Raw genomic sequence first — 17546 nt, 5'->3', positions numbered from 1 at the left:
CTAAAACTCTTATTTATTTTGCATAGCTTGTGCTACCTGAGCGGAGCTATTTCTAATTTTTTCCATACACTCTCTAGCTTCTTTAGCTAAATCTACGCTTTGATTTACACCACTTAAGCCATCTTTTATACTTTGAACTACTTCAGCTGTTACATTTCTGATAGAATTAATGGTGGTAGTAATTTCATTTACTGAGTGTCCAGTTCTTTCGGCTAGATTTCTAACTTCATCTGCAACCACAGCAAAGCCTCTACCATGTTCACCCGCACGCGCTGCTTCTATGGCAGCATTTAGTGCTAAAAGATTGGTTTGATCGGCTATATCACTAATAGTTTGAATGATATTTTTTATTTCTTCTGATTGCTCATTTAAAGAAGAAACCAAATTGCTACTATTATTCATCATATCAGCAATGCTTTGAATATTTTGAACCGTATTTTCTATAACACTATCGCCTTCTTGGGTTAGATTGTCATTTTGTTCAGCTAACTCGCTAATAAGTTTTAACTTTTCTTCATCTCTAACTACTTGATCTGTAATATCTGTTGCGAATTTTATAACTTTATAAATTTCTCCATCGTCGTTTTTTATAGGATTGTAACTTGCTTCTAAATGGATTAATTTATTATTTTTTCCATAGCGTATAAATTTTCCTGATTGGAATTTACCACTTCTTAGTTCCTCCCAGAATATTGTGTATTCTTTTGAGTTTCTAAACTTTTCTTCACAGAACATACTATGATGCTTTCCTTTTATTTCGTTTAGTGAATATCCCATAGTTTGAGTGAAGTTTTCATTAGCATTTAGGATTTCTCCATAAGGATTAAATTCGATAATAGCCATAGAGCGATTAGCAGCATCAATGGTGTTTTTTAAATCAAGCATTTCATAGTGTCTTTGTGTAATATCATTTGCAAACTTAATAACTTTATAAACTTCATTGTTTTGATTGATAATTGGTAGATAATTAGCTTCTAAGTATATATCTTTACCACCTTTTGCAATGCGTCTAAAAAGTCCATTTCTAGATTTTCCGTTTCTTAAATCTTTCCAAAAATCAACATATCTTTGAGATTTAACTACTTCTGGCAAACAAAACATACTATGATGCTTTCCTTTGATTTCATCTAGAGAGTAATTCATTGTTTTTAAAAAGTTTTCATTTGCAGTAATAATAGTTCCATCAATTTGGAATTCTATCATAGCCATTGTGTTGCTAATGGCATTAAATATATCTTGAAAAGATTGATTAGATTGTTCTAATTGAACTATTTTTTCATTTATTTTTTTCTTATTGCCAAACATATTTACCCCTTAGTATTATAAGTTTTGAAATTATATATGTAGTTTTAAAATAAAAAAATCTTTTATATTAATTTTTTGTTAAAGCAGAAAATTTTTCTTGGAGGGATTTTCTCATTTCTTCATTGATTTCTTCATAATTTTTAATATATTTTTCATTGAAGTTTTCAAGTTTGTTTAAAAATTCAAATAATGTCTCCTCCCATAAAGAATTATTTTTTTTACTTAAATTCATTGTTTGTATATGATTGAGTTTTCTACTCATATTGCTAAGTATTTCTAAAAATTCATCATTTTTATTTTCATCTTTGAGTTGAATTTCTTTTTGCAAAACCTTATTTTTTATTTTTCTCATCTCTTCATTGATTAAATCACAAAATTCAGGATATATATTTGTTTTTATAGGTTCAATTAGTTTTTTCTCATCTAATTTTAAAGTATAATTTTTGATAGCAAAAAAAAGAATTAAAAAAGCTAATGCACTGATTAAAATATAGAAAGTCATTTTATTTAAGATTCCTTAGAAATGGTGCGGTTAGCGAGATTTGAACTCGCACACGCAAAGCGCACCACCCCCTCAAGATGGCGTGTCTACCAATTCCACCATAACCGCATTAAGCCCAAAAAGGGCTTTTTGTATTAAGCTGCTACTAATGCTTGGAATGGATTAGCATAAAGAGCGATAAGAGCAATAACAAGTGCATAAATAACTTGAGCTTCAATCATCGCTAAAGCGATAAACATAGTAGTCATTAATTTACCACCAAGACCAGGATTTCTAGCTGTACCTGCAATAGTTGCTGCTGCAGTGTTGCCCATACCAATAGCTCCACCTAAAGCTGCAACACCAAGTCCTAAACCTGCTGCTAAAATTGAAAATGAAGCTAACCATTGATTCATAGAACCTTCAGCTGCAAATGCAAAACCGCTTAAAGCTAACATTAAAAATACGATTTTTTTCATAATTTTTCCTTATAAAGATTTAAATCCTTTCGGCTTGCGTATCCCTACTCGTGATTTGTAAAGTTAAAATCATACACTAATATAACTTTAAAATTATTGAAATTTAAATTAAAGTAATATATTTTAAAATAAATTAAAGTTTTTTTTAGCTACATTAAAAGTTTTTTATAGTTTATAAAATTTAAGGTTATCTTTATGAATGAGAAATTTTCTAAAATAGGCTTTGTTTTAGCAGTGGCTGGTTCAGCTGTTGGACTTGGAAATGCTTGGAAATTTCCAACTTTAGTAGGACAAAATGGCGGTTCTGCTTTTGTGCTTTTATATTTGCTTTTGACTTTAGGTGTTGGTTTTGTTATTTTTCTAGCTGAGCTTAGTATAGGAAAGCTTAGTGAAAAAGATCCTGTAAATGCTTATTATACTTTAGCACCAAAATATAAAAGAGCTTGGTCTATAGTTGGTTTTTCTTTAATAGGTGCTATTTTAATTGTCTCTTTTTATAGTGTGATTATAGGATGGATTGTTAAGTATGCTTATTTTGGATTTTTTCCTTTGCCAAAGAGTATAGAAGAAAGCGGTGCTGTTTTTGGAAATTTGCTTTCCCAAGATGTTTTATCTCAATTTATATGTTTTACTTTTGTATTTATAGTGATTTTTTATGTAGTATCAAAAGGTGTTAAAAGTGGTATAGAAAAACTTAATGTTTGGATGATGCCAAGTTTATTTATATTGCTTATTTTAATGCTTGGATATTCTTTTAGTATGGAGGGTTTTTCTAAGGCTAGTGAGTTTTTGTTTTCTCCGGATTTTTCTAAGCTTGGAGTAGGGGCATTTTTAAGTGCCTTAGGACTTGCTTGTTTTTCTTTGTCTATCGGAGTGGGTTCAATTATAACTTATTCAGCAAGTTTATCTGATAAAACAAATTTCATTACAAGTACTATTAATATCATAATTATCAACATTATCATCGGCATTATGATGGGGCTTATTGTATTTACTTTTATATTTGAATTTAATGGAAATCCAGCCCAACAAGGTCCAGGTTTGATTTTTGTATCTTTAATGAGTTTATTCTCAAATATTGATCCAATTGGCTTTTTGCCTTTGGGAAATATTTTAGCCATAGCTTTTTTTATTGCACTATTTTTTGCAGGGATTACTTCAGCAGTTTCTATGATAGAACCTTTTACTTTTTATTTAATCAATTCTTATAATTTTACAAGAAAAAAAGCTTTGGTGTTTATAGCTTTTGTTGTATATATTTTGGGTAGTTTATGTATTTTATCAAGTATTGAGTGGAGTAAGGGTTTTTTGGAATTTTTTGGGAAAAGCTTTTTTGATATATTAGATTTTATTGCTTCAAATTTAATGATGCCTTTAGGTGGGTTATTTGGTGCCATATTTGTAGGTTTTGTGCTTAAAAAAGAAGCTTTACAAACTTTATTTTATCCTTATATGAAAGGTAAGTACTTTGAGTGTTGGTATTTTTTTGTAAGATACATTTCACCTTTAGCGGTGATTTTAATCATGATAAAACAATTATTTTTTTAAGGTTAAAAGATGAATGAAAAATTTTCTAAAATAGGCTTTGTTTTAGCAGTGGCTGGTTCAGCTGTTGGACTTGGAAATGCTTGGAAATTTCCAACTTTAGTAGGTAATAATGGTGGTTCAGCGTTTGTGGTTATATATTTACTTTTAACTTTAGGTGTAGCTTTTGTTATTTTTCTAGCTGAGCTTAGTATAGGAAAGCTTAGTGAAAAAGATCCTGTAAATGCTTATTATACTTTAGCACCTAAAAATAAAAAAGCATGGTCTTATGCAGGATTTTTTATGCTAGGTGCTATTATTTTGGTGTCTTTTTATAGTGTTGTTATAGGTTGGATAGCAAAATATGCTTATTTTGGGTTTTTTGAATTACCTAAAGACACAAACGAAGCAGGTGCCGTTTTTGGAAATTTGCTTTCCCAAGATGTTTTATCTCAATTTATATGTTTTACTTTTGTATTTATAGTGATTTTTTATGTAGTATCAAAAGGTGTTAAAAGTGGTATAGAAAAACTTAATGTTTGGATGATGCCAAGTTTATTTATATTGCTTATTTTAATGCTTGGATATTCTTTTAGTATGGAGGGTTTTTCTAAGGCTAGTGAGTTTTTGTTTGTGCCTGATTTTTCAAAATTGAGTGTTAATTCTATATTAGATGCACTAGGGCTTGCATTTTTTAGTATGTCTTTGGGTGTGTGTGTGATTTTAACTTATGCAGCAAGTTTGCCTGATAGAACAAATTTTATAAGTAGCGCTTTAAATATTATCATTATTAATACTATTATTGGCTTAATGATGGGGCTTATTGTATTTACTTTTATATTTGAATTTGGAGCTGATCCAACTCAACAAGGCCCAGGGCTTATTTTTATATCATTAACAACTCTTTTTGCGAAATTAGGATTTTTAGGAAATATTTTAGCCATAGCTTTTTTTATCGCTTTATTTTTTGCAGGAATTACTTCAGCTATTTCTATGATAGAACCTTTTACTTTTTATCTTATAAATCGTTATCAAATTTCAAGAAAAAAAGCCTTGGTTTTTGTGGGTGTGATTGTGTATTTTTTGGGAAGTTTATCTATACTTTCTTTTTATCATGTAAGTGCATCGAGTTTAAATTTCTTTGGAAAAAGCTTTTTTGATATTTTAGATTTTTTCATACAAAATTTATTAATGCCAATTTCTGCTTTAATTACAGCGTTTTTTGTAGGTTTTGTGCTTAAAAAAGAAGCTTTACAAATTTTATTTCATCCTTTTATGCGCGGGGTGTATTTTGAAATTTGGTATATCTTTTTAAGATATGTTTCACCTCTAGCAGTTATTTTAATTATGACTAGACAGCTTTTTTTCTAAGGTATTAAAATGAATGATAAATTTTCTAAAATAGGCTTTGTTTTAGCAGTGGCAGGTGGGGCAATAGGGCTTGGCAATGCTTGGAAATTTCCAACATTAGTTGGGCAAAATGGCGGTTTTGCCTTTGTTCTTTTGTATTTGCTTTTAACTATTAGTATAGGATTTTGTGTATTTTTGGCTGAAATTGCTATGGGAAGATTAAGCCAAAGTGATCCTGTAAATGCTTATAAAAGCTTAGCAACCAAGTATTCTCAAAAATGGAAATTTGCGGGATTTTTTATGCTTGGTGGAATTTTTGTATTATCTTTTTATCTTGTTATTATGGGTTGGGTTTTAAAATACATGATAACTTCGATTTATTATTTACCTACTAATACCCAAGAAGCAGGATTTTTATTTGGAAATTTAATACAAAATAGTATTTTAGAAAGTAGTTTGTATTTTTTAATTGCATTTTTTCTTACCTTATTTGTTGTTTCAAGAGGGGTTAAAAGTGGTATAGAAAAACTTAATGTTTGGATTATGCCAAGTTTATTTATTATGCTTGTTTTAATGCTAGTATATTGTTTTTTTCAAGATGGTTTTAAAGAAGCTTTTGTTTATTTGTTTTATCCTGATTTTACTAAGCTTAGTTTAAACTCAGTTTTAACAGCCTTAGGACTTGCTTTTTTTACTTTATGTTTAGGTATAGGTTGTATTACCACTTATGCAGCTTCATTAAAAGATGATACAAACTTAATTACAAGTTCAGCCATAATTGTACTTTTAAATATCAGTATTGGCTTGATGATGGGGCTTATTGTATTTACTTTTATATTTAAATTTAATGCTAATCCCGCAGAAGGTGCTGGGCTTGTGTTTATATCTTTAACGACTTTATTTTCTAATTTAGGTAGTATTTTTGGTCATTTTCTAGCCTTTTATTTTTTTCTAGCTTTGTTTTTTGCAGGGATTACTTCAGCAGTTTCCATGATAGAACCTTTTACCTTTTATCTTGTGAATGAATATAAAATTTCAAGAAAAAAGGCTTTGGTTTTTATAGGTTTTGTGGTTTTTCTTTTAGGGATGAGTTGTATTTTATCTTTTAGTGCTAATTATGGCTCTAGTTTCAGTTTTTTTGGCTTAAGTTTTTTTGATATTTTAGATAAATTAACTTCTAATTTCATGTTACCGCTTGGTGCTATTGCAAGTGCAATTTTTGTTGGATTTTTTGTAGATAAAATAAAAATCTATAATTTGTTTTCTAAATTTATGAGTAAAAGTATTTTTGAAATATGGTATTTTTTACTTAGATTTGTTGCACCCATTGCGATTGTTATCATTATGTTAAATCAAATTTTATAAATTTATTTTTTAAGAAAGTAGAGTTATAATTGCAAAGATGTAAAAATAAGGAAAAATTATGGCTAAAAAGTTAATTGATGTGATGGATACCACATTTAGAGATGGTTTTCAATCTGTTTATGGTGCTAGAGTTTTAATGAATGATTTTTTTCCTGCTTTAGAAGCAGCCAAAGAAGCAGATATTAGACATTTTGAATTCGGTGGTGGAGCTAGGTTTCAAAGTTTATTTTTTTATTTAAATGAAAATGCTTTTGAAATGATGGATAAATTTAGAGCTATTATTGGAAAAGATGCAAATTTGCAAACTCTTGCAAGAGGGGTTAATACTGTAGCACTTGATACAGGTAGTAAAGAGATTATTAATTTGCATGCAAAAATGTTTGCAAAACACGGAACAACTACGATAAGAAATTTTGATGCACTTAATGATGTAAATAATTTAAAATTTAGTGGAGAGTGTATAGTTAAGCATGGTTTAAAACATGAAATTACTATTACTTTGATGGACTTACCTCCAAAATGTAAAGGTGCGCATGATGTGCCATTTTATGAAAGAATTTTAAAAGAAATTTTACAAGCTCAAATTCCTTTTGATAGTATTTGTTTTAAAGATGCAAGCGGAACCTCAAATCCAAATAAAATTTATGAAGTTATTAAAATGGCTAGAAAAAAATTGCCAGAAAATACTCATATAAGATTACATACTCATGAAACAGCCGGTGTTAGTATAGCGTGTTATTTAGCAGCTTTAGAAGCAGGTGTTGATGGTATAGATTTGGCAGCAGCTCCTGTTAGTGGTGGCACTTCTCAACCTGATATTTTAACTATGCTTCATGCTTTAAAGGGAAGTAACTTTGATCTTGGTTTGGATGAAGAGAAAATTTTAAAATATGAAGAAGTGTTAAAAGATTGTTTGAAAGATTATTTTTTACCGCCAGAAGCTACAGCTGTAAATCCTTTAATTCCTTTTTCGCCTATGCCAGGTGGAGCATTAACTGCTAATACACAAATGATGAGAGATAATAATATTTTAGATAAATTCCCACAAGTTATAAAAGCCATGCAAGAAGTAGTAGAAAAAGGTGGTTATGGTACTTCAGTTACTCCTGTGTCGCAGTTTTATTTCCAACAAGCTTTTAATAATGTAATGTTTGGACCTTGGAAAAAAATCGCAGATGGATATGGAAAAATGGTTTTGGGATATTTTGGAAAAACTCCTGTTTCTCCAGATCTTGAGGTAATCAAACTTGCAAGCGAGCAATTAAAATTAGAACCAACTACAAAATTAGCAACAGATATTGCTGATGCTGATGAGAGTAAAAGTATAGCTTATATTAAAAATTTATTAGAAAAAGAGAATTTAGAAATAAGCGAAGAAAATATTTTTATCGTTGCAGCTTGTAAAGAAAAAGGTATAGCTTTTTTAAAAGGTGAAGCTAAGGTTAATGTTAGAAAAAATAGCAAATTAAAACCAAGTCTTATTAATGAAAATCAATTTACCGTTTCGGTTAATGGTAATAAATACCATGTAGAAGTAAGTGCGGGTTTTGATAGAGATGTTAATGTAAAAAGTGCTGTAAAAGTAAGCACAGATAATACAAAAGAAACAAAAACTCAAATAAGTGATAATGCTATCGTTGCAAGTATGAATGCAAATGTATTTAAAATTTTAGTCAAAGAAAATGATAGTGTAAAAGCAGGTCAGGTAGTGGCTGTGCTTGAAGCTATGAAAATGGAAATTGAAGTTAGTGCAAGTAAAGATGGAGAAATTGCAGAACTTTTAGTTGGCGCTGGTGAAAGTGTAAGCGAAGGTCAAGCTTTAATGATTTATAAATAAGGAGGTAAAGATGAAAGGTTTAGAAAATTTAGGTTTAGAAAATATTGGACAAGTTTTTCATAATCTTAGTTATGATGAACTTTTAAAACATGAAAAAAATAACAATGAAGGTGTATGTACTAAAAATGGCACCTTTAGTGTAGATACCGGAATTTTTACAGGAAGAAGTCCCAAGGATAAATATTTCGTAAAACAAGATCCTTCACAAAAATATATTGCATGGGGTAAAATAAACCAACCAATCAGTGAAGCGTTGTTTGAAAAACTCTTAGAAAAAGCCAAAAAACAACTTAGCAATAGTGATATTTATATTCAAGATGCATATTGTGGCGCTTCGTTAAAAAGCCGTAAAGCTGTGCGTTTTGTAACACAAGTTGCATGGCAAGCACATTTTGTAAAAAATATGTTTATTCGTCCAAAAGAAGAAGAACTTAGGGATTTTATTCCTGATTTTGTAGTATATAATGCTTGCAAATGTGTAAATGAAGATTATAAAAAAGATGGCTTAAATTCAGAAGTTTTTGTAATTTTTAATATAGAAAAAAATATAGCAGTTATTGGTGGAACTTGGTATGGCGGAGAGATGAAAAAAGGAATTTTTTCAATGATGAATTATTGGCTTCCATTAGAGAATAAACTTTCTATGCATTGTAGTGCCAATGTTGGAGAAAAAGGTGATGTTGCACTTTTCTTTGGACTTAGTGGCACAGGTAAAACTACTCTTTCAACCGATCCAAAAAGGAAATTAATAGGTGATGATGAGCATGGTTGGGATGATGAGGGTGTGTTTAATTTCGAAGGAGGTTGTTATGCAAAATGTATCAATCTTGATCCTCAAAGCGAGCCAGAAATTTATGGGGCTATAAAGCAAAATGCACTTTTGGAAAATGTGGTTTTAAGAGATGATTTAAGTGTAGATTTTAATGATGCTTCAAAAACTGAAAATACTAGAGTATCTTACCCAATAGAACATATTTTAAATCATGAACCAAGTCTTAGTGCAGCTCATCCTAGCAATATTATTTTCCTTTCAGCTGATGCTTTTGGTGTTTTACCTCCTGTAAGTAAGCTTAGCAAAGAACAAGCAATGTATTATTTTTTAAGTGGATATACGGCTAAAGTTGCAGGAACTGAAAGAGGTATTACTGAACCTGTGGCAACTTTTTCAGCGTGTTTTGGTGAGGTATTTTTACCATTACATCCAACCGTTTATGCAAAGCTTTTAGGTGAAAAAATTAGCAAATATAATGTAAATGTTTATTTGGTAAATACCGGTTGGAGCGGTGGAGCTTATGGTATTGGTAAGAGAATGAGTATAAAAGCAACTAGAGCTTGTATTAATGCTATTTTAGATGGTAGTATAAAAAATTGCGAATTTGAAAATTATGATTTATTTAATCTTGCAGTACCGAAAGAATTAGCTGGTGTAGAGAGTAAATTATTAAACCCTATCAATACTTGGGAAGATAAAAAAGCTTACGAGGAAACCAAATTAAAACTTGCAAAAATGTTTATAGAAAATTTCAAACGCTATGAAGATGTGAAAGAAGGGGCAGAATTTAAATTAGCTGGTCCTGCTATCTAAAAAGAGTTAAGCTCTTTTTAGAATAGTGATTCAGGATTGATTTGAGTTTCTTTATTTTTTGGAAGCTCAAATCCGCCTAGCATATGAAAATGCAAGTGAAAAACTTCTTGTCCGCTATTTTTTCCACAATTAGTGATTAATCTATACCCGCTTTTATCAAGTCCCAAAAGAGTGGCTAGTTCTTGTATGAATTGTGTCATTTCTTTCATTAATTCAGGTTTTAATTCTTGGAAATTTTCAAAATGTTCTTTTGGAATGATTAAAATATGAATAGGTGCTTTAGGGTTGATATCATGAAAAGCTAAAAATTTTTCACTTTCTAAAACTTTATTGGCGGGAATTTTTCCTTCTACAATTAGTTCAAATATGGTTTTTTCTCTCATTTGATAGTCCTTTTTTTGTTATTTTTGCTAATTTTAAATAATTTTACATTAGAATGTTTAAAAAAAATTTAGTTGGAGCTAAAATTGCAAGATATGTTAAAAAAAATTGCTTCTGCAAATACTTTAGCAGAACTTGAAAATATAAAAGTAAATGTTTTAGGGAAAAAAGGTATTTTAACTTTGGAATTTGCGAAGTTAAAAGATTTGCAAGGTGAAGAAAAAAAAGAATTTGCCAATGGTTTAAACAAATTGCGAGATGAATTTAATAAAGCTTATCAAGTTAAATTAAAAGAGCTAGAAGAAAAAACTTTAAGTGAAAAAATGAAACAAGATGTGCAAGATTTTAGTTTTTTTGATGAAACTTCCAACTCAGGTGCTTTACACCCAATTATGCAAACTATGGATAAAATCATAGAGTATTTTACTGCTTTAAATTTCAGCGTAGAAAAAGGACCTTTGATTGAGGATGATTTTCATAATTTTGAAGCATTAAATTTACCTCAAAATCATCCCGCAAGAGATATGCAGGATACTTTTTATTTTGAAGATAAAACTTTGCTTAGATCGCAAACTTCTCCAGTGCAAATTAGAACTATGCTTTCTCAAAAACCACCCATTAGAATGATAGCACCAGGTGCGGTTTTTAGAAGAGATTTTGATATTACCCATACGCCTATGTTTCATCAAGTAGAAGGACTTGTGGTAGAAGAGGGCGATAAGGTAAATTTTGCAAATTTAAAAGATATGCTAGAACATTTTTTAAAACATATGTTTGGCGATGTAAAAGTGCGTTTTAGACCAAGTTTTTTTCCTTTTACAGAGCCATCGGCTGAAGTAGATATTTCTTGTGTGTTTTGCAAAGGTTGTGGGTGTAGGGTTTGCAAGCAAACAGGATGGCTTGAAGTTTTAGGGTGTGGTGTTGTTGATCCTAATGTTTATAAATTTGTGGGTTATAAAAATGTAAGTGGTTATGCTTTTGGTTTGGGAGTGGAGCGTTTTGCTATGCTTTTGCATAAAATTCCTGATTTGCGTTCTATGTTTGAAGGTGATTTAAGATTATTGGAGCAATTTAGATGATTATTAGTAGAAATTGGTTAAATGAATGGATTGATTTAAATGAAATATCAACACAAACTATAGTAAATACTTTAAATTCCATAGGATTGGAGGTTGATAATTTTAAAAGTGTTAAAGCTCCCCAAAAAGTTGTAATTGGCAAGGTTTTAGAAAAAATTAAACATGAAAATTCGGATAAATTAAATATTTGTAAAGTAGATGTTGGAAGTGAAATTTTACAAATTGTTTGTGGAGCTAAAAATGTAGCCAAAGATCAATTTGTGGCTGTATCTTTAGTGGGTGCAGTGCTTCCTAGCGGACTTGAGATAAAACCTGCTAAGCTTAGAGGGGTTGAGTCTATGGGTATGATTTGTTCTTCTAGTGAGATTGGTTTTGGAAAAAGCAATGAAGGCATTATGGTTTTAGATGAAAGCATGGGAGAGTTAGTTTTAGGAAAAGCTTTAAATACCTATGAGCTTTTTAATGATGAGTTAATTGAGATAGAGCTTACTCCAAATCGCGGAGATTGTTTGAGTTTATATGGAGTTGCTAGAGATTTAAGTGCGGCTCTTGATTTAAATTTAAAAGAATTAACTCCTTTAAAAGAAAATGAAAATAGCGTGGGCATAGGAAGAATATTAAGTATAAAAAATCAAAGTGATGTGGAAGGATTTTTTGCTTATAAAGCATTAGAAATCAAGGAAGAATTTAAGTTAAATATCACCATGCAAATTCGTCTTGCATTAATTGAAGCATATAAAAACAACAATATAGAAAATCTTTTAACTTATGCAACTCATGCAAGCGGGGTGATTTTTTGTGCTTATGATTTTCATAAACTTTGTAAAGAATGTCAAATTGATGAAAAGATTGTTTTAGAGATTAAAACACAAGAACATGGTGAGTATGGAATTTATTATAAAGATGAATTGATTGCTTTAGCAGGCATAGAGCAAGAGGATAAAATTAAAATCAATGATGAAAGCAAGATTATTATCATAGAAGCAAGCTATACTTATCCTCAAACTATAGCCAATGCTGTAGCTTTTCATAAGAAAAAAAATGATACCATTTATCGCACTTTAAGAGGTAGTGAGCCTAAACTTGCTTTGGGAATGGAATATTTATTTAATGAATGCTTGAAGATTAATGCTATTAGTATTTTTTCAGGAAGCCAACAAGTTTTTAAAGAAAGCGAAGCTAAGGTAATAGGAATTTTTGGTTCAGAAATAGATAAGATTATAGGTATGCCTATAGATAAAAATATTTTAGTAAAAATTCTTAGAAAATTAGGCTTTGAAATAAGCATAATTAATGATGAGCAATTTAATATAAAAATTCCACTTCATCGCAGCGATATAACTAATATTGCCGATATTAGTGAAGAAATAGTAAGAATTATAGGTATTGATAATATTCCATCAAAAGCATTAGAATTTAGAGAAAAAAATCGTTTAAATAAGGTATATTTTGATTATCAAGATCTTAAAAATTTAAGATTAAGAGCAAGTCATAATGGATATTTTGAAAGTATTCATTATGTTTTGGATAATGAAGAAGAATTAACTCGATTAGGTTTTAAATGTATTAAAAATAAACTTATAAATCCAATTACAAAAGAATTAAATACTTTAAGAAGTACTTTGATAAATCATCTTTTAAATGCAGTAAGTTTTAATCTAAGAAATTCAAAAAAGAAAATCAAACTTTTTGAGTGTGGTAGTGTCTTTGATGAGTTTTCAAATGAACATACTAAGTTTGCAATGATTTTTAGTGGTTATAAAGAAGAAGCTAAAATAGCAAATAAAGCTAAGCCTGTATTGGTGGATTTTTATACCTTTTTAGCTGAATTAAAAAGTATTATAGGTGAGTTTAGTTTGCAAAAATCAGAACACAAATTTTTAAGTCCATATGAGCAAGCAAATGTTTATAAAAATGGCAAGCGTATAGGTTTTATAGGTAGAGTGCATTTAAGTATTGAGAATGAAAAGGATTTATTAAAAACTTTTATTTGTGAGCTTGATTTAGATGGTTTGAAACAAGAATTTAAAACAGCTAAGGTTTATTCTAAATTTCCATCTATGAGTAGAGATTTAAGTATAGTTATACCAAAAGGTTTTGAATATGAAAAAATCAAACATACTATTGCACAATTAAACATTGAAATACTAGAAAGCTTTAGAGTTGTAGATTTATATACAGATGAAAAACTAGGTGATTTTTATAGTTTGACTATTAATCTAGTATTTAGAGATTTTGAAAAAACTTTAGAAGATGATATAGTTCTTAAATACATTGATAAAATCATTGTTGCTTTAAATAATGAATATGGTCTAAAGCTCCGATGAAAATCAAACCTATTAAATGTTTTAAAGCAAAGCTTGAAGATATAACTTCTGATAAATCTATATCTCATCGTTTTGCCATTTTTTCCTTGCTAACTCAAGGAACTTGCAAGATAAAAAACTACTTAAAAGCTCAAGATACCTTACATACTTTAGAAATTATAAAAGCTTTAGGTGCTGAAGTTTATGATGATAATGGGATAATTTATATTAAATCTCCACTTAGTATTAAATCTCCAAATTGTATTTTAGATTGTGGAAATTCAGGTACAGCTATGAGATTGTTGATAGGTTTTTTAAGTGCTATTGAAGATGAATTTTTTGTATTAAGTGGAGATCAATATCTAAATGCTAGACCAATGAAAAGAGTAAGTGAGCCTTTGGTGAAAATAGGTGCTAAGATTTATGGAAGAGCTAATGCAAATTTGGCACCTATTTGCATACAAGGAGCAAAACTTGATGGTTTTGATTTTTTTAGTAATATTGCTTCAGCTCAGGTTAAAACGGCTTTAATTTTAGCTGCATTGAATGCAAAAAAGGAAAGTTATTTTAATGAAGTTGAATTATCAAGAGATCATAGTGAAATTATACTCAATAAAATGGGAGCTTGTATTGAGTATTTAAATAGTGAAAAAACTTCTATAAAAATAAAACCTTTAAAAGAAAAATTAAAAGCATTTGAAGTTTGTGTGCCAAATGATCCTTCATCAGCATTTTATTTTGCTTTGGCTAGTTGTATTTTACCAAATTCAAAAGTGGTTTTGAAAAATGTATTATTAAATAAAACTCGTATTGAAGCTTTTAAAATATTAGAAAAAATGGGTGCTAAAATTACTTATAGTATTACTAATGAAGATTTTGAAAGTATTGGAGAAATTTGTGTTGAAAGTGCAGATTTAAAAGCTGTTGAGATAAATGAAAATATTGCTTGGCTTATTGATGAAATTCCAGCTTTAGCTATAGCTTTTGCTTGTGCAAAAGGAAAAAGTATCGTAAGAAATGCTAAAGAATTGCGTGTAAAAGAAAGTGACAGAATTAAAGCTGTAGTTTTAAATTTGCAAAAATGTGGCATAAAAGTAAAAGAATTTGAAGATGGTTTTGAAGTAGAAGGCGGTGAAATTAAAAGTACAAAAATAGAAAGTTTTGGAGATCATAGAATTGCAATGAGTTTTTTGATTTTAGGTTTAAAATATGGAATGGAAATAGATGATAGTGAATGTATAAAAACTTCTTTTCCAAATTTTATTAATATTTTAAGGCAAATAGGAGCTAAAATTGGAGATTGAACTAGCAAAAAGCTATGGATTTTGTTTTGGAGTAAAAAGAGCAATTAAAAAAGCTGAGCAGATTAAAGATGCAGCGACTATTGGACCTTTGATTCACAATAATGAAGAAATTACAAGGCTTTGGAAAAATTATAATGTTAAAACATTAAACAATATTAGTGAATTAAGTGTAGAAAAAAAAGCTATCATTAGGACTCATGGTATTACTAAACAAGATTTAGAAAAACTAAAACAAAAAAATATAGAAATTTTTGATGCAACTTGTCCTTTTGTAACTAAGCCTCAAAAAATTTGTGAGCAAATGAGCAATGAGGGTTATGAAGTCGTTATTTTTGGCGATGAAAATCATCCTGAAGTTAAAGGAGTTAGAAGCTATGTAAGCACTAGAGCTTATGTTGTGCTTGATGAAAAAGAATTGCTCGATATTAAATTGCCTTCTAAAATCGCAGTTGTATCACAGACTACAAAAAAAATAGAAAAATTTATGGAAATTGTTAATTTTTTAATGCTTAGGGTTAAAGAAGTGCGTGTTTTTAATACCATATGTGATGCAACTTTTAAAAATCAAGAAGCAATCAATGAACTTGCAAAGAAAAGTGATGTGATGATAATAGTTGGAGGTAAAAACTCAGCCAATACTAAGCAGCTTTTTTTAATAGCAAAAAATTATTGCAAAGATAGTTATTTGATTGAAAATGAAAAAGAAATTCAAAAAGAATGGTTTAATGATAAAAAAAAATGTGGCATTAGCGCAGGTGCTTCTACGCCTGATTGGGTAATTAGATTAGTTGTAGAAAAAATCAAAGAATATACCAAAATTAACTAAGTTTAAAGAAAACAATACTATAATCAAGAATTAAAATTTAAAACAAAGGACCACGATGAGCGAGGTGAACAAAAAAGTTCAAAACAGACTAGAGGATATTATTATAGAAGAAGATTTTGAGCAAATGCTTGAAGAATCTTTTAAGTCTGATGAGGAGGCAACTACTCAAGGTATAATTGTCGCTATAAAAGGTGATGAAGTATTTGTGAATGTAGGACAAAAATCAGAAGGTATTTTAGCAGTTGAAGAGATTCAAAATGATAAAGGCGAATTTATCTTTAAAGAAGGTGATACATTAGAAGTTGCTATAGTAGGTTCTCGCAGTGGCAGATCTTTACTTTCTCACAAAAAAGCTTTAAGAAAGCAAAAAGTTAAAGAATTTATTGATAATTATAAAGATGATGAAAGTATATTTGATGTAAAAATAATTGGAAAGAATAGAGGCGGTTTTGTAGCTATAGATGATAATGGAGTGGAATTTTTCTTACCAAAATCACAAAGTAGCTTTAAAGATTCAAATAACATCATCAACAAAACTTTCAAAGTTAAAATTATTAAAATAGACAAAGAAACACAAAGTATAGTAGTTTCTAGAAAAAAAATAGTGGATGAAGAGAGAAGAAAACGCAAAGAAATTATTTCGAATGTTTTAAATCAAGAAGAGATTATAGAAGGAACTATCAAAAAAATTACTACTTATGGAATGTTTGTAGATGTAGGTGGTATTGATGGTTTGGTTCATTATAGTGAAATTTCGTATAAAGGACCTGTAAATCCTAGTTCTTTATACAATGAAGGAGATAAAGTTCCTGTTAAAGTTATGAAATACGATAAAGATAAAAAACATCTTTCTTTATCTATTAAACTTGCTATGCCTGATCCTTGGGATGAAATTAAAGATGGTTTAGAGGTTGGAGATACTATTAAAGTAACTGTTTCAAATATTGAGCCTTATGGTGCATTTGTTGATTTAGGTAATGATATTGAAGGATTTTTACATATTAGTGAAATTTCTTGGGATAAAAATGTAAAAAATCCAAAAGATTACATTAGCGAAGGACAAGAACTTGATGTAGAAGTAATTGAAATTAACGCTAAAGAAAGAAGATTAAGAGTTTCATTAAAAAATTTATTAACTAAGCCTTTTGATGAGTTCCTAAAAACACACAAAATAGGCGATGTGGTAAAAGGTAAAATTACTTCTATAACAAATTTTGGTGCCTTTGTAAAAATTGCTAATTTAGAAGGTTTGCTACATAATGAAGATGCATCATGGAATAGAAACGATAAATGCAAAGATATGTATAAAATCGGTGATACATTAGAGGTAAAAATTATCAAATTAGACAAAGAAAATCAAAAAATTTCTTTAAGTACAAAAGAATTACAAAAAAGTCCAGTGCAAATTTATGCAGAAAAACATCAAGTAAATGATATTGTTGTTGGTAAAATTAGAGATATTAAAGATTTTGGAATTTTTGTAGAGCTAGAAGATGGTGTTGATGCTTTAATTCATAAAGAAGATTTAGGAAATATAGATTTTTCAAATCTAAAAATAGGTGATGATATAGAGGCATTGATTGTATTTATTGATGAAAAGAAAAATAGAATTCGCTTGAGTGTTAAAAGTCTTACTAGAATGAAAGAAAGAGAAACTCTAAATGAAATTAATGATAATGACAAAGTAACATTAGGTGATATTATAAAAGATCAATTATCTTAAT

The 17546-nt window shown here is 29.3% G+C and carries 14 protein-coding genes and 1 tRNA gene; 10 read left to right on the top strand and 5 right to left on the bottom strand.

What is annotated here, in order from left to right; all coding sequences use genetic code 11:
- Positions 1 to 9 precede the first annotated feature (9 nt).
- The 4 genes from cetZ to CARM_RS06235 all read right to left on the bottom strand — a co-directional run bounded on the left by cetZ (position 10) and on the right by CARM_RS06235 (position 2265).
- The gene (gene cetZ / locus CARM_RS06250; RefSeq protein WP_139425681.1) at positions 10 to 1305 is read right to left on the bottom strand and encodes an energy taxis response protein CetZ; all 1296 of its coding nucleotides are present in this window, start codon (positions 1303 to 1305) and stop codon (positions 10 to 12) included.
- A gap of 67 nt (positions 1306 to 1372) precedes the next feature.
- Entirely contained in the window at positions 1373 to 1807 is a 435-nt protein-coding gene (locus CARM_RS06245) for a hypothetical protein (protein WP_139425683.1), read from the bottom strand.
- A 22-nt stretch (positions 1808 to 1829) separates the two neighbouring features.
- A tRNA-Leu gene (locus tag CARM_RS06240) sits at positions 1830 to 1915 on the bottom strand.
- Positions 1916 to 1941: 26 nt separating this feature from the next.
- The gene (locus tag CARM_RS06235) at positions 1942 to 2265 is read right to left on the bottom strand and encodes a F0F1 ATP synthase subunit C (RefSeq protein WP_012661906.1); all 324 of its coding nucleotides are present in this window, start codon (positions 2263 to 2265) and stop codon (positions 1942 to 1944) included.
- Between the two features lie 195 nt (positions 2266 to 2460).
- On the opposite strand from CARM_RS06235, the gene CARM_RS06230 reads away from it, so the two are divergent.
- Genes CARM_RS06230 through pckA form a run of 5 tightly spaced genes read left to right on the top strand, consistent with a single transcriptional unit; the run spans position 2461 to position 9926 of the window.
- A complete protein-coding gene (locus CARM_RS06230; protein WP_139425685.1) occupies positions 2461 to 3813 on the top strand; it encodes a sodium-dependent transporter in 1353 nt (450 codons plus the stop codon).
- 9 nt (positions 3814 to 3822) lie between these two features.
- Positions 3823 to 5160: a sodium-dependent transporter gene (locus CARM_RS06225; protein ID WP_139425687.1), complete on the top strand. Its 1338-nt coding sequence runs from the start codon at positions 3823 to 3825 to the stop codon at positions 5158 to 5160.
- Between the two features lie 9 nt (positions 5161 to 5169).
- Positions 5170 to 6504, top strand: coding sequence for a sodium-dependent transporter (locus tag CARM_RS06220; protein ID WP_139425689.1), 1335 nt, complete (start codon positions 5170 to 5172; stop codon positions 6502 to 6504).
- 58 nt (positions 6505 to 6562) lie between these two features.
- Entirely contained in the window at positions 6563 to 8341 is a 1779-nt protein-coding gene (locus tag CARM_RS06215; RefSeq protein ID WP_139425691.1) for a biotin/lipoyl-containing protein, read from the top strand.
- A 10-nt stretch (positions 8342 to 8351) separates the two neighbouring features.
- Positions 8352 to 9926, top strand: a complete 1575-nt coding sequence (gene pckA, locus CARM_RS06210; RefSeq protein ID WP_139425693.1) for a phosphoenolpyruvate carboxykinase (ATP) — start codon at positions 8352 to 8354, stop codon at positions 9924 to 9926.
- A 17-nt stretch (positions 9927 to 9943) separates the two neighbouring features.
- Here the strand turns inward: pckA and CARM_RS06205 are convergent, their stop codons facing one another.
- Positions 9944 to 10309: a histidine triad nucleotide-binding protein gene (locus CARM_RS06205; protein WP_139425695.1), complete on the bottom strand. Its 366-nt coding sequence runs from the start codon at positions 10307 to 10309 to the stop codon at positions 9944 to 9946.
- A 93-nt stretch (positions 10310 to 10402) separates the two neighbouring features.
- On the opposite strand from CARM_RS06205, the gene pheS reads away from it, so the two are divergent.
- Genes pheS through CARM_RS06180 form a run of 5 tightly spaced genes read left to right on the top strand, consistent with a single transcriptional unit; the run spans position 10403 to position 17545 of the window.
- Entirely contained in the window at positions 10403 to 11386 is a 984-nt protein-coding gene (gene pheS, locus CARM_RS06200) for a phenylalanine--tRNA ligase subunit alpha (RefSeq protein WP_412842193.1), read from the top strand.
- On the top strand, positions 11383 to 13713 hold the full coding sequence (gene pheT / locus CARM_RS06195; protein ID WP_139425700.1) for a phenylalanine--tRNA ligase subunit beta: 2331 nt from the start codon (positions 11383 to 11385) through the stop codon (positions 13711 to 13713). The genes pheS and pheT overlap by 4 nt, the downstream gene beginning before the upstream one ends.
- Entirely contained in the window at positions 13710 to 14996 is a 1287-nt protein-coding gene (aroA, locus tag CARM_RS06190) for a 3-phosphoshikimate 1-carboxyvinyltransferase (protein ID WP_139425702.1), read from the top strand. The genes pheT and aroA overlap by 4 nt, the downstream gene beginning before the upstream one ends.
- Positions 14986 to 15822, top strand: coding sequence for a 4-hydroxy-3-methylbut-2-enyl diphosphate reductase (locus CARM_RS06185; protein WP_139425704.1), 837 nt, complete (start codon positions 14986 to 14988; stop codon positions 15820 to 15822). Before aroA ends, CARM_RS06185 begins: the two co-directional genes overlap by 11 nt.
- Before the next feature lie 55 nt (positions 15823 to 15877).
- Entirely contained in the window at positions 15878 to 17545 is a 1668-nt protein-coding gene (locus tag CARM_RS06180) for a 30S ribosomal protein S1 (protein WP_139425706.1), read from the top strand.
- Position 17546: the final 1 nt, after the last annotated feature.

Origin of the sequence: Campylobacter armoricus (assembly GCF_013372105.1) — a bacterium.
Taxonomy (GTDB): Bacteria; Campylobacterota; Campylobacteria; order Campylobacterales; family Campylobacteraceae; genus Campylobacter_D; species Campylobacter_D armoricus.
This window is presented reverse-complemented; position numbering and strand designations above follow the sequence as displayed.

Bases quoted from the DNA above. Each gene is read 5' to 3' on its own strand.
- cetZ (WP_139425681.1), bottom strand. From the start codon at position 1,305: ATGTTTGGCAATAAGAAAAAAATAAATGAAAAAATAGTTCAATTAGAA.
- CARM_RS06245 (WP_139425683.1), bottom strand. From the start codon at position 1,807: ATGACTTTCTATATTTTAATCAGTGCATTAGCTTTTTTAATTCTTTTT.
- CARM_RS06235 (WP_012661906.1), bottom strand. From the start codon at position 2,265: ATGAAAAAAATCGTATTTTTAATGTTAGCTTTAAGCGGTTTTGCATTT.
- CARM_RS06230 (WP_139425685.1), top strand. From the start codon at position 2,461: ATGAATGAGAAATTTTCTAAAATAGGCTTTGTTTTAGCAGTGGCTGGT.
- CARM_RS06225 (WP_139425687.1), top strand. From the start codon at position 3,823: ATGAATGAAAAATTTTCTAAAATAGGCTTTGTTTTAGCAGTGGCTGGT.
- CARM_RS06220 (WP_139425689.1), top strand. From the start codon at position 5,170: ATGAATGATAAATTTTCTAAAATAGGCTTTGTTTTAGCAGTGGCAGGT.
- CARM_RS06215 (WP_139425691.1), top strand. From the start codon at position 6,563: ATGGCTAAAAAGTTAATTGATGTGATGGATACCACATTTAGAGATGGT.
- pckA (WP_139425693.1), top strand. From the start codon at position 8,352: ATGAAAGGTTTAGAAAATTTAGGTTTAGAAAATATTGGACAAGTTTTT.
- CARM_RS06205 (WP_139425695.1), bottom strand. From the start codon at position 10,309: ATGAGAGAAAAAACCATATTTGAACTAATTGTAGAAGGAAAAATTCCC.
- pheS (WP_412842193.1), top strand. From the start codon at position 10,403: ATGTTAAAAAAAATTGCTTCTGCAAATACTTTAGCAGAACTTGAAAAT.
- pheT (WP_139425700.1), top strand. From the start codon at position 11,383: ATGATTATTAGTAGAAATTGGTTAAATGAATGGATTGATTTAAATGAA.
- aroA (WP_139425702.1), top strand. From the start codon at position 13,710: ATGAAAATCAAACCTATTAAATGTTTTAAAGCAAAGCTTGAAGATATA.
- CARM_RS06180 (WP_139425706.1), top strand. From the start codon at position 15,878: ATGAGCGAGGTGAACAAAAAAGTTCAAAACAGACTAGAGGATATTATT.